The following is a 12,925-nucleotide window of genomic DNA, read 5'->3' as shown; positions in this document are numbered from 1 at the left end:
AAGTCGTGCTCAGAATGTTTTTATGAGTGGAATGCCTATTTTTACTCCTGCGTATATTCCTTTGATTGTAAAATCAATTTCTGCACGCTGTGGAAACAGAGTCGTCGCAAAAGAATAGCCACCGTCCAACGCCACCGAGAAGCCGGAAGCGTCAATGTATTCGACCTCCACCTGTGCGTGCGCTTGAGTCAAACCGGCATTCACCTGTGCAACCCCGGATTGGCCTTGATAAGTTCGCTCGGCATTCAAACCCACGTAACCCAGGCCGCAACCAAGAAGAATGTCTACAGCACCGACAGGAAAACTGTATAGATAGGTTCCGCCGGCGTAGTACATATGTATGAAACTTGCCGAGCGACCTTCACCAAGGGATCCGCTTGGACTCGATCTGAAAAGACTTCCACCGAATTCCAACTGGATCGAATGTTGCGGGACAGGAGCAAATCTGATTCCGGCAAGCACGGAATAATAGTCTTTGAAATCACTTCCGGCAGGAAGCGCGTAATTTCTCTCGATCGTCCGGAATACCGCATCCACATCTTCAAATTTCGGAGCAAAATAGTCCGCCGCGACAAAAAACGAAACAGTCGGTATCGACTTCCCGACAACCGGCAAGGTTTGTTTCTGTTGCCCGTAGCCATTCTGTATTATGAACAGGATGAAAAGAAAGAAATATTTGGATGGATTTTTCATTGTCATATCTCCTAACTTATTGATGGATTATGTATACACGTTCCCAAATGGCCATAACAGGCCGGCGATCTATAAAAACTCTGCCGACATGCTGAAGGGCTACTTGAAGAAGGATATTTTGCCGCCCTGACATTTCTCGACTTTCAAAAGATCAGACGTAAAACATTTTATCAATCCGCGTTGGACCACTCACCTTTCCCTGACGAATTGACTCGAAGAACAACAACGCAAAAAATATTCTCACATTTCTCGAAGCCTCCAAATCATTCATGCCGACTGAATAATGAACCTATTGGCACCAGAAGTTATGGACTCCAAATAGCAGAAGCAAGTTTCATTCTGTGGCTTGCATCACACGATTCTATTTCAACAAAACCATCGCTTTTGTCCGGACGAAGTGTTCCGCGCTCAGCCTGTAAAAATAAACTCCGCTCGAAAGCGCGCTACCATCGAACTCCACAACGTATCTTCCCTTCTTCTCAACTTCATTTACAAGAGTCTTTATTTCTCTTCCAAGCACATCGTAAACTTTCAGAGTAATACGTTCGCCCGCGGCTGATGAAATCTGGTACCCGATCGCCGTAGTAGGATTGAATGGATTAGGATAATTCTGTTCAAGCTCATAGCCCGATGCTGGGCTCGGATTTTTCCTTATGCCGGTTATGTCGACGCTGTCGATTAAGACAGAGTACGTACTGTCGGCATTAGCAGGAATCTTCACATATAAAACCTGGGACAACGTATCATAGAAATACCCGGAAGGAACGGCATCCAAAGAACCTCTGGAGACGAGCAGGTCCAATCTGTAATTCGCTCCAGACGACACATTAAAGAACCGCACATCGGCAGGGACATTAGATGCCTTGTGTATCGCGCACACATAAACGCGATCTGCCGGCTTGCCATTGTAGTCCCCGATAGAACTGCCTACAGTTATCTCCATGGTGCGGCTGCCATCCGTTATCGCTTCGCTGAAATGGGTCGTCGCAAACGCACCCTTTTGGTAAGCCAGAGTTTTCCCATCATCTTCGTAGAGAGAGAATGTTGAAGCGTTATCAGGATCAGGGTAAATCGCAAGATCCATGGTGTCGGACGGAAACTCATCAACATAGTTTACCGCCGGCTGCATCGGTATGATGCTTCCTGCTTTCACAAACAGCGGCACTTCATTCAATGGAGCGCTTGTTGTGACGGTTGTGCCCCCGTTATAAACTTTATCTGTCCAGTACTCCACCCATTTCCCTTGAGGCAAATAAAGCATCTGTGTTGTTTGTCCGGATTGAACCACAGGCGCAACAAGAAAATCGTCTCCCCATAAGTAAGCAGAGCTTTCGTTATAAACATTCGGATCGTTGGAATACTCGAGAACGAGCGGCCGTGCCATCGGCATTCCCGTCGTGTAGGCTTCATTCGCCGCGGTGTAGTTATAGGGGAGAAGGCAATAGCGGAGCTTTATGATGTTTCTAACTATTTCTTCCGTTTGGGTTCCGAATGACCATGGCTCTGTACCATTATCGCCATCGTATCCGTGCGCCCTCATCACCGGACAGAAGGCACCGAATTCCATCCAGCGGGCATATAGCTCCGGAGTCGTACTTCCGTTATCAAATCCTCCGATGTCCGAATTGTGATAAACAATTCCTGACATGCCCATGTTTAGGAGGAGCGGAAGCTGCACAGCAAGCCCGCCGAAAGTCTTTGAGACATCGCCCGACCATGTTACAACACCAAATCTCTGAATCCCGGCATATCCCGAACGAGTAAGATTGAACATGCGCAGATTTGAAAATGAGTTATTAAACCCTTCAAACAAAGTCTTGGCCCAGAGAAAATCGTAGATATTGTGAACCATGGAATCCGATCCGGTGTAAAATTTCATATCGCCATAATCTCTCTCGGGTTCACCAAGGTCCGTCCAGAGCCCGGACACTCCCGTCTGAAAAATCGAGTTGTATTTTCCCCACCACCAAGCCCGGGCCGCGGGGTTTGTTATATCGAGCAGACCCGCGTTGCAGCCGCATGACCACCAGTTGCCCAAAATGTAGCTTTGATCGGCGGAACTCTTTGCAAGGTAGCCGAGATTATTTGCCTCTGAAAAATTCAACGAAGGCTGTGTGATATAAGGCTCCGTGATGACAATAGTTTTAAACCCCTGGGACAAGAAGTTTTCAGTTGTTTGATTTGGATTTGGCCACGAACCGGTGTTCCATGATAAGTCTCCCATGTTTTGAAACCAGTATAAATCCAGCACTATCGCGTCGCACGGAATGCTGTCATTTCTCATTCGCTGGATCATCTGAGATGCATCCGTATCATTCCTGTAACCGTACTTCGATTGGATGTAGCCGTAAGCCCATCTGGGAAGAAGCGGCGGTCGACCGGTAAGCCATGTGTAATCGGCCAGCACGTCCTTCATTGTGGAATCGCAGATGAAGTAATAGGAAAGTTCCCCGCCGTCGGCAGTATACGTAAAAACATTTGGGTTCGAATTGCCGACGTCGAAATGTCCCCTATATGTGTCATCAAAATAAATCCCATAGTTGCCGCTTGAAATCATAAACGGGATGTTCACATTCATTGTCGGGGGAACCGGCGACCCGTAACCACCATGCTGTTCATTGTAATTGTCGAATGCCTGGCCCCGAAGGTCGAGGCTCATCCCCCGCTCGCCCGTACCATAAAAGTGCTCGGATGGCTTCACGAAAAAATTCGCAATCCTCTTTGACTTAGAGGAACCCGCTCCACCTGAGGCTGGTTCTTTGACCAAAGACTCTCCGCCTGCCGAATAAAACCCAACCCGAAGAGGAAATTTTCGACACACGATTTGTAAAGAAGAACTCTTTATCGTAAAGGTTGAATCACTATCTGCGACAAAATAGTTCGCTGGTATGGTAGTATCCACGATAACTACGAGTGAAGTATCAAATGTAGTCGTCAGGCTCGGCATGAAATCGACTCGAACTATGTTGGGCTTATAGAATATGAACTTCACGGCGGAAGTATCCGCCTGTACCATGATGGTTCGGCCTGAAACGACAAAAGATCTAAAGTCCCCGAGATAGGTCTGCGCACGGGAAGGACTCACCAGTGCCATCAAGAAAAAGAAAAAGATTTTGTTCGCCATTTTTGGGGGCATCAGCTTGAATCTTGACATTTTTCCTACTCGTCTTTGTGGCACACCAAGTATCAGTTGTATAACAGATGAAATATAAGTACCCTGCAAAACTTTTATAAGCAGAAAAATGTTGGAAACACATGTGCAATATCTTAACTTAGAAAAATTTCATGGGACATTTGGAAATAGTCGTGAAATCGGCATGAGAGCGAAGAATTTCTTCAAAGACGACCGAATAGTCAGTTACTTTGTGTTCCTGCTTGTCACCGGAGTCATTTCGTCTTCTGCGACAAGCAAGACCGGGATTACGTACCGATCAGAACCCGTACAACAAGGTTCCGGCTTCGTGCTCATGTGCCTGTCCGCTCATCCCGACGACGAAAATGGTGCGACTCTTGCATATTACACTCACATCAAAAATGTAAAGGCGTACAGCATCTTTTACACCCGCGGTGAAGGCGGGCAAAACGTAATCGGTTCCGAGCTTTACAAAGAACTCGCAGAAATGCGTACGGAAGAGACTCTCGCCGCGTCAAAAGTCTTGGGAACACAGGTTTATTTTTTGAACTTCCCCGATTTCGGTTTTTCAAAGACGGCAAAGGAAACTTTTCGCATGTGGGGCGGGAAAGATTCCGTGCTTTCCAGAATCGTTTACATGATACGCTCATTGAGGCCGGATGTGATTATAACAAATCACGATACAATTACGACATTGCCGGACCGGCAGCACGGGAACCATCAAGCCGTCGGCATCACTGCGTACGAAGCCTTCGAGAAAGCAGCTGACCCGACGTACCATCCGGAGCAACTCCGGCACGGAGTAACTGTTTGGCAAGTGAAAAAATTATTTTTCCGTGTGCTGAGAGAAACCGAACTGAAAAAAGATTCACTTGTGACTATTCCTGTCGATACGAAATATGACAACGAGACCATTCAACAAGTCGCGTGGGATGCATTGAAGAAACATCGCACGCAAGGAATGGATCAATTGGACTTTGTCAACCTGCCGACGGTCTTTAGAAAGTCGGTTTATGAGCTGGTACGCAGTTATAAGAAATATCCGTACGATCCACACGATTTATTTTCAGGGATACTGCCATCCGAAAGAAAAACATTCCCGGTTCCGAGCATTTTTACTTCCGATCTGAAGCCGTTTTCCTTTTACGTCTCACCGAAATATTCTCTGTTGTCAAGCGTCAATCCTCATGGCAGGAATAGGTCGTATGATTTGGAGACCTTCAATCGCACTAACGCCCCGCTTCCGATAACTCTATATGTCTACTTCGGCAGGCATAACATAATGATAAAGCGTTTTGTCCTTCCTAACTCGGAAAGATATCATCTTAAGGTGACACTGAAACTTCCTGAAACCAAAAGGGCAGACGACTCACTCATCTTTGCTGCCTTACCTCATCCTAGACGAAGGTCGTCCGGATTAAGGTTCCAAAGGGACGTCGCCGTCCTCAGACGGGTCAGAGCAAAATATGACACCTCGGACAATATCGGGCTCGTGAATACTTACGACAACACTCTGCAGGAAACTCTCGATGCCTTCGGTATAAGATATCAAGTCCTGGACTCTTCCAGCCTGGCAGCAGAAAACCTAACCAAATTCACGTCGATAGTCCTCGACATACGCGCATATCTCTATCGGCATGACCTTGTTGAATACAACGATAGGATTCTCGACTACGTGAACAATGGAGGGAATGTCGTGTGCTTCTACAACAGACCCCCCGAATGGAACGGACACGCCTTTGCTCCTTATCCGATCAATATCACGAAAGAGCGAGTGACCGAAGAGACACAGCCGGTTACAGTTTTGGATCCCTCGAATAAACTGTTCCATTCGCCAAACCAGATCCTCCCTTCCGATTGGAACGGATGGGTGCAGGAAAGAAATATTTATCTGCCCGACGGAGACACGACGAAAACCTCCGGCAAATATGAACGGCTTCTTGCGATGAGCGACGAGGATGAAACAGTGCCGTCAACCTCTCTCCTCCAGGCAAAATATGGGAAGGGAACTTATACTTATACCTCGCTTGCACTTTACAGACAGGTAAAAATATTAAACGAGGGCGGGATGAAATTGTTGTTCAATCTAATATCGCAGCCTAGAAATGGCAACTAGTGTTTGTCAAAGGCATCGGCGGGAAGCGCACGGCGCCCAGATATAGACATTAAACCGCTTAATTTGGTTCTGATAATTGAATTGTATTTTGACTATTGAGTTTTGACAATTGAACCACAATTGACTTGTCCCAAGCAAAGATCGAAAATCCTCATCTCCTAAGAGGGCTGACACTTTCCGGCGCCATCTCCCTGAACATGATCGATATGATCGGAGTGGGACCGTTTATCACTATACCGCTCATCATTTCCGCGATGGGTGGACCACAAGCAATGCTAGGATGGATTCTCGGCGCATTGTTAGCGATGTGCGACGGGATGGTATGGGCAGAACTCGGTGCTGCGATGCCGAGCTCTGGAGGAACGTACCGATACCTAAGTGAAATCTACGGGAAGTTCGGGAGAATGATGTCTTTCATCTTTATCTGGCAGCTCGTCTTCAGTGCGCCGCTCTCAATTGCCTCGGGGTGCATCGGACTCGCAGAGTATTCCACTTACTTTTTGCCGGGGTTAAACCGTGTTTTCTTTTCCATTGATAAAGTAATCAGCATCCCATTTGCCGGGACGCTCACGGCGAGTTTTGACATCCGTGCGTTCACCATCATCGCAATTGCTGCTCTGCTTCTCGCAGTTCTTCTTCTCTACCGAAAGATCACGGTAATAAATAAGCTGTCTCGGCTACTATGGGTAGTTGTGATGGCAGCGGTAATGTGGGTCATATTTGCAGGCATCACGCACTTCGACCGGCGCGTCGCGTTCGACTTTCCACAAGGAGCGTTTTCTCTTTCCAAAGAATTCTTCCTCGGACTCGGCTCGGCTATGCTCATTTCGGTCTACGATTACTGGGGGTATTACAACGTCTGCTTCCTCGGGGATGAGGTGAAGGAACCGGCCAAGACAATCCCCCGCACAATCATAATCTCCATTGCCCTCGTCGCATTTATCTACATCGTCATGAACATAAGTATCATCGGAGTGGTCCCGTGGCGCGAACTGGTGAAAGGAACCGGAGAAGGACGTTATCTCATCTCCGCCATGATGGAGCGGCTGTACGGAAGCTGGGCGGGAATGGCTGCAACCTTCCTGATCATGTGGACGGCGTTCGCTTCTGTGTTTTCACTACTGCTCGGCTACTCGCGGATTCCGTTTGCCGCTGCACGAGATGGAAATTTCTTCGGAGCATTCGCAAAAATACACGAGAAAGACGACTTCCCTTACGTTTCGCTTCTAACGCTCGGAGCTGTTGCTGCGTTATTTTGTTTTCTCCGCCTTGCAGATGTGATCGCAGCACTCGTCGTCATCAGAATACTGATTCAATTCCTTTCGCAGACGGCCGGATTCATCGCGTGGCGATGGAAAAATCCCGGAGCTCCTCGCCCGTTCAAGATGTGGCTCTATCCGGTTCCCGCATTGATTTCAATAACGGGATTTCTGTTTCTCCTCATCTCGCGGAGAAACTTCACAAATGAAATCCGATATGCATTAATTATTTTCGTGGCAGGGTTGGCAATTTACTTTGCGAGGGCATACAAAAGGCGCGAATGGCCTTTTATTGTCACGAGAGTGCAGTGACAACTCAAAAGTTAGATCTCACTTAACTATGATCAATTTCTTCGTAAAATTTCCATCCTCCGTCTGAACGCGGTAAAAATATACACCTCTCTGCAATTCCTCTTTGGAAAATTGGATCACATGATCTCCGGCAGAAAGTGATCCTGAAAACAGAGAGCGCACTTCCTTTCCATTAGCATTGAACAGTGTGACGCTGACCTTCTGTGCTTTTGTCAATGAAAAAACGACCTTGCCAGACGGTTTAAATGGCCCCGGCTGCTCCAATGTGCATGTTCGACCTGAATCCAAATAGTTTTCTATCATTCCAGTCTTGATTCCGTGAAAGAATTTCAGCTCATTCCCCAGGTGTGCACGCCAGCTTCCCCAGCTATGCCCTTCATGATACTCGTGAAATTCGTAATCATATCCGCGCGCCTCCATGACGCGAACGAAATCATGAACCATCGGTATCAAATACGGAATGTCGTAAGTACCTAGATCCAGATAAATCTTCAGACCGAGTTTGCTTCCCGACCTGAAGCGCAATGAATTCACAGAATCGACGTAGCTCGATTGCGCACCGACGTTGCCGAAGATGTCCGGATAAGTGGAACCGAGCCGGAGCGAAATATTTCCGCCGAACGATGCCCCAATCACTGCTCTTCCCTGTGGTTTCCTGACCGTACGGTAATTCGAATCTACAAACGGGACGAGTTCCTCCACGAAAAATTTCATGTATGCTTCGACGTCTTTTCCGGCGTATTCCGGGGCACGGTTCACGAAGGGAACGAACACCGCGATTACCGGAGGTATTATTTTATGAAATGCCAGGTAGTCCATCACGTTTTCAGCTTTCTCCAAAGAGATAGCCTCCGCGCCGTCCTGAAAGTAGACCGCCGGAAAACTGTCTGACGAAGTCCCATATCCGTGTGGAAGATAAATCACGATCTTCCTCGAATTCGACAAGTTGGTACTGTGCCACATCGTGTCGACCACAGAGCCATGCGGAATATCAGAGTAGTACTCTATCTCAGGCGGCGAAACGTACCCGGGCATTCTTAGTTCGGAGTTTGGGCCCAGACCTTCGATTGCCTGATGGGGGTTCAGTGGATCAAGAATCCAGTTCGTATCGTTGATGATGTACTTGTATTCCAATCTCGCATCTCGCGGATAAGACTGAGTGAGGTACCACATGTTCGTTCCGCCGACGTGCGTCATCGGCGAAGCTTTAGGCTGCCAGCCGTTCATATCGCCAGGGACATTAACCTTGCCAGCCGAACCGCAATAGATGAAGTGGACGACCGTGTCATTTTCGATGACAGGAAACAATCTCGTCACCAACAGAAAGCTATCCACCACGGAGGCACGATTGGAATCTGGCAGAGAATTCACATAGTTGAGAAAATGATCGAAACCTTGGGGTAAAACATTGGGGCGAAAAGAGAAAAGAAAAACGATTGTTAGGCAAACCACGTCTTTCATTTTATTTTTCATTTGAAAATGAACCTCCATGCTTAAATGACAAATTACGAAACATTTCTAAGAAATGTAGACCTTCCTCGCCACCGGCCCACCGATAGTGAACCGAGATCGGCATTGCCAATTGAACCGCAGGTCAAATAGAAAACCATCCATCCAAACCCATTAGATGGAGGAAACAATCTCAGATTTTTCACCTTTTGTTTGTAAATTAAGTAGAAACGCGATGTGGGTTTATTTCATTGAACCCCTTTTTACCATCATTAAAAATCATATCATGGAAAAAATAGAACCACAAAATGTCAAGGGCTTCCGCGATTTAATGCCGCGATATGCCCGGAAGAAAAACGAAATCATCTCAATAATAAAGATGGTTTACGAGAGCTTCGGTTTCTTACCTCTCGAAACACCGGGACTCGAATATTTGGAAATATTGCTGGGCGAATACGGTGAAGAGAACACGAAACAAATTTTCAGATTGAAGAGTCCCGAGGAACAAGAAGCCGCCCTCCGGTTCGACCTGACTGTTCCGCTTGCCCGCATCGTGGCACAGTACAACGACTTGCCGAAACCTTTCAAGCGTTATCAGGTGGGCTCGGTCTGGCGGGCAGACAAACCCGATCCCGGACGCTTTCGCGAGTTTACACAATTCGACATCGATGTGGTCGGGACTTCCAGTCAGCTTGCGGAAGCGGAGGTCATCTCGGCTGTAGTTATGGCTCTCCGGGAAATCGGAGTCGGTGGGTTCATCGTAGGTGTCAACAGCAGGAAGGTCTTGAATGCAGTGATCGCATACAGCGGCATTTCGTCGGTCGGGGATCCTGCCGGCGGAAAAAAAGCGAAAGATATCTTCCGCGTGCTTGATAAACTGAATAAGATTGGCATGCAAAACGTCGAGCTCGAACTGACGAAAGGAAGATATGATTCATCCGGTGATTTTATTCCGGGACTCGGGCTGACCAATTTAAATGTGAAGAAGATAGAAAATTATCTGGCACTCCCAAAGGGTAATCGCAAGGAAGTGCTCGCGAAAATCTCTGAGCTTCTCGGCAAAGAAAGCTGTGAGGACTTACAAAGTCTTGACGACTTTCTGAACGTGCTCGGCATCGGGAGTGAAGTTGTTATGCTTGATCCGACAATAGCCCGTGGGCTTGATTATTACACCGGGCCCGTATTCGAAGTGAACCTTAAAAACAAGCCGCAGTTTGGAAGCATAGCCGGAGGCGGACGTTACGATAACCTTGTGAAACGTTTCACGAACGTGGATTTACCCGCCGTAGGATTCTCGATCGGCATCGACAGACTTCTTACCGCTATAGACGATAAGTCGGACAACAACTTCGTCGATGTAGTCATAACCATCATGGAACAGGATAGATTTACGGACTATCTCAGAATAGCGAACGAACTTCGGGAAGCAGGGATCAAAACGGATTTATATCTAGGGACAGAGAAAGGTCTGAGAAAGCAGCTTCAATACGCGGACAAGGTTGGAGCAGGATTTGCAATCATCATCGGCTCGAACGAATTCGAAAAAGGAACGGTAACGATTAAAGACTTGACCGCCGGTGCAGAGGCAAGCAAAGATGCAGCAAAACGCGAAGAATGGCTGAAGAAGAGCAGAGAGGTTCAGAGAGAAATTCCGCGGAACGATCTCGTTCAAGAGATCAAAAAACTTCTCGCATCCGAGTAAAGCGACTTTCTGCTGTACCTTTCGGGGCACTGTTTCGTACTAGGCAATAGAAAAATAAATCGGACAGGTAACGGAGAAAGCGTTAGAGAGGAGAATACCAATGGCAAGCCCGATAGAAAGCATGATCCTGCAGCAGCTGCAGGACCGTAAGGAAAAGCTGAGGGAAGCGATAGCTGAATCTCCTGACGCACGACAGCTTATGCATCTCTTACGTGAGGTAGATCTCGCACTCGAAAAAATCGGCGCCGGGACTTACGGCTTTTGTGAGACTTGCAGAGACACTATTGAAATCGATCGATTAATTGCCGATCCTTTGGTGAGGAACTGTCTCGCTCATCTGACGGAAATGGAGCAAAGAACGCTTGAGCGCGACCTCGATCTGGCCCATGAGATACAAGCAGCATTGCTGCCGAAAAGGGACCTGGCCCTTCCGGGGTGGGACAGCGCATATAATTACGAAGCGGCAGGCCCTGTCAGCGGCGATTATTGTGATATCGTCATACCCGAAAACAGCCGCGATTCCTTCTTCTTCATGGTCGGTGATGTCAGCGGCAAAGGTGTGGCTGCGTCGATGTTGATGTCGCAGCTTCATGCGACATTCAGAACTCTTACTGCGACACGCATGCCGCTCGCTCAAATTCTTTCGCGCGCAAATAGGGTTTTCTGTGAAGGCAGCCTCATAACTCACTTTGCTACACTCGTGTGCGGGCTCGCAGAAAGTTCGGGTGAAATAGAAATCTGTAATGCCGGCCACCCCTCTCCAATAATTGTTCATAAACACAAAACGGAGAGAATTCCATCTTCGAATTTGCCGCTCGGAATTTTTTGCAGTGGACAGTATGATTCACAAAAGACCAGGCTTGAATCCGGAGAGAGCCTTGTGCTTTTCACGGATGGGCTCTCGGAAACCCCGAACGGGTCGAGCGAGCAATATGGCGAAGACCGACTCATAAAACTCCTAGCAGAGAAATCCTCCCTACCGATTACAGAAATTATCTCCGCATGTTTGAAAGATCTAGCGACATTTAGAGGCCAGTCTCACATACATGACGACCTTACTATGATGGCGCTGAGAAGAAAATAAGCCCTTTAGCCGGAAAGTCCCCGGAACATTCTTTTACAAATGGCCTCCACGTGTTATATTTTCACTCGCGCCTGAGTGTCAGAACGTTTTGGCGCATGGATGCGCCGAGATGGCGGAACTGGTAGACGCACTGGACTCAAAATCCAGCGAGGCTTAACCCCTCGTGCGGGTTCGATTCCCGCTCTCGGCACTGAAGATCAGGGGGAAATATCCAGTTTGCAGCCACTAAACTTGCAATGCTTTCTGCATCCAACTCAACGATCCGAAGAAATGATCTGCGAGTGCGAGATCCTGGATGAGATCGAGATAGTGATTGAAAGCGATGAACAAATGCCGAACACGTTCGGGTAGACGCATCCCGACATAGTCGGGACGAGGCTTAACCCCTCGTACGAGTTCGATTCCCGCTCTCGGCATTGAAGATTGGGCAGGCTTCACTTCTCGAACGCAGACGTCCAACATATCCACCGTTCGCAAACAATTCCCCGGCACTTCTGGTTTACTTTCATCTTAGTTCTCACTCTCTTCAACAATAAGAACCCCTCCCCTCGTTGGCACGCGTTTGAGAGTAAACGGCGGAAAAGCAATAAATGTCCGGTTTGTTGTAGTGAAATCTCACGGACGGTTTTAAGTGCATCAAAATCTTTACTGCGTTAATTCTACCTGCTGAGGTAGAATGTCACGAAGTTCCAACTTTCCGTAATTGCAGCTGCCGTAATTCGTTGAAACCAGGAAGCTACTCGGGGACTTTCTTGGCATCCTAGTTGCAGAATAAGGCATGATGGTATCTTTCTATCATCTATGCTTTGGCCGGCACACTCTGTCGGGTCTAAGTGATGCATAAGTACAATTTGACGATTTGCTGTAGAAGGTTTGGATGGCCTGAGAAGATGAAGGCGTTGGCTGATTGTCAGAGGGTTTCTCAAATACTCTGCTGAAATTTTGGCAACGCATCGAGAAGGAGATGAATTATGGCGGGTCTGATGGATAGAGAAAATTTGTTTTTGTCGTTCTTACCGGTTGTATGGGGGCTGACGGTGGGCGGTTTTGCATTGGACAGTGCATATGGGCAATCCACCGCAAGCGGGTATCCTGTACCGGACGATCAGAAGATCGGCGGGGTTTGTTTCAGAGTCGATGACGACCAATCCATAAGCAACTGGTACGCGTACGCAAA

9 protein-coding genes and 1 tRNA gene are annotated in these 12,925 nt (G+C 47.7%); 6 read left to right on the top strand and 4 right to left on the bottom strand.

Translation table 11 applies throughout. From position 1 onward, the window contains the following. Positions 1-9: 9 nt before the first annotated feature. Complete coding sequence (locus tag VLX91_12360; GenBank protein ID HUI30998.1) at positions 10-693, bottom strand: hypothetical protein; 684 nt, start codon at positions 691-693, stop codon at positions 10-12. 361 nt (positions 694-1,054) lie between these two features. After that, a complete protein-coding gene (locus VLX91_12355; protein ID HUI30997.1) occupies positions 1,055-3,847 on the bottom strand; it encodes a TIM-barrel domain-containing protein in 2,793 nt (930 codons plus the stop codon). 163 nt (positions 3,848-4,010) lie between these two features. Here VLX91_12355 and VLX91_12350 point away from each other — a divergent pair, with 163 nt between their 5' ends. Both VLX91_12350 and VLX91_12345 read left to right on the top strand, forming a co-directional pair. Further along, positions 4,011-5,942 (top strand): PIG-L family deacetylase, encoded by a 1,932-nt coding sequence (locus tag VLX91_12350; GenBank protein HUI30996.1) that lies wholly within the window; start codon positions 4,011-4,013, stop codon positions 5,940-5,942. Between the two features lie 125 nt (positions 5,943-6,067). Then, positions 6,068-7,513 (top strand): APC family permease, encoded by a 1,446-nt coding sequence (locus VLX91_12345; protein ID HUI30995.1) that lies wholly within the window; start codon positions 6,068-6,070, stop codon positions 7,511-7,513. Between the two features lie 18 nt (positions 7,514-7,531). On the opposite strand, the gene VLX91_12340 is transcribed toward VLX91_12345, so the two are convergent. Beyond that, on the bottom strand, positions 7,532-8,986 hold the full coding sequence (locus tag VLX91_12340) for an alpha/beta hydrolase-fold protein (protein ID HUI30994.1): 1,455 nt from the start codon (positions 8,984-8,986) through the stop codon (positions 7,532-7,534). A gap of 262 nt (positions 8,987-9,248) precedes the next feature. Here VLX91_12340 and hisS point away from each other — a divergent pair, with 262 nt between their 5' ends. The 3 genes from hisS (at position 9,249) to VLX91_12325 (ending at position 11,938) form a co-directional block, all read left to right on the top strand. Further along, a complete protein-coding gene (gene hisS / locus VLX91_12335) occupies positions 9,249-10,664 on the top strand; it encodes a histidine--tRNA ligase (GenBank protein ID HUI30993.1) in 1,416 nt (471 codons plus the stop codon). Between the two features lie 100 nt (positions 10,665-10,764). After that, positions 10,765-11,748, top strand: a complete 984-nt coding sequence (locus VLX91_12330; GenBank protein ID HUI30992.1) for a SpoIIE family protein phosphatase — start codon at positions 10,765-10,767, stop codon at positions 11,746-11,748. Positions 11,749-11,851: 103 nt separating this feature from the next. Next, positions 11,852-11,938: transfer RNA gene (locus tag VLX91_12325), tRNA-Leu, on the top strand. 35 nt (positions 11,939-11,973) lie between these two features. Here VLX91_12325 and VLX91_12320 read toward each other — a convergent pair. After that, entirely contained in the window at positions 11,974-12,240 is a 267-nt protein-coding gene (locus tag VLX91_12320; GenBank protein HUI30991.1) for a hypothetical protein, read from the bottom strand. 479 nt (positions 12,241-12,719) lie between these two features. Between VLX91_12320 and VLX91_12315 the strand changes: the two genes are divergently transcribed. Then, positions 12,720-12,925, top strand: a 206-nt coding sequence (locus VLX91_12315; GenBank protein ID HUI30990.1) for a hypothetical protein, incomplete at its 3' end; no start/stop codon positions are given.

This window comes from Candidatus Acidiferrales bacterium, from assembly GCA_035515795.1.
Classification (GTDB): Bacteria; Bacteroidota; Ignavibacteria; order Kryptoniales; family JAKASW01; genus JAKASW01.
Note: the sequence above shows the minus strand (reverse complement) of the source record. Positions and strands in the feature narration are given on the sequence as shown.

Coding starts and splice junctions, on each gene's coding strand:
- VLX91_12330 (HUI30992.1), top strand. CDS start 10,765: ATGGCAAGCCCGATAGAAAGCATGATCCTGCAGCAGCTGCAGGACCGT.
- VLX91_12350 (HUI30996.1), top strand. CDS start 4,011: ATGAGAGCGAAGAATTTCTTCAAAGACGACCGAATAGTCAGTTACTTT.
- hisS (HUI30993.1), top strand. CDS start 9,249: ATGGAAAAAATAGAACCACAAAATGTCAAGGGCTTCCGCGATTTAATG.
- VLX91_12360 (HUI30998.1), bottom strand. CDS start 693: ATGAAAAATCCATCCAAATATTTCTTTCTTTTCATCCTGTTCATAATA.
- VLX91_12355 (HUI30997.1), bottom strand. CDS start 3,847: ATGTCAAGATTCAAGCTGATGCCCCCAAAAATGGCGAACAAAATCTTT.
- VLX91_12340 (HUI30994.1), bottom strand. CDS start 8,986: ATGAAAAATAAAATGAAAGACGTGGTTTGCCTAACAATCGTTTTTCTT.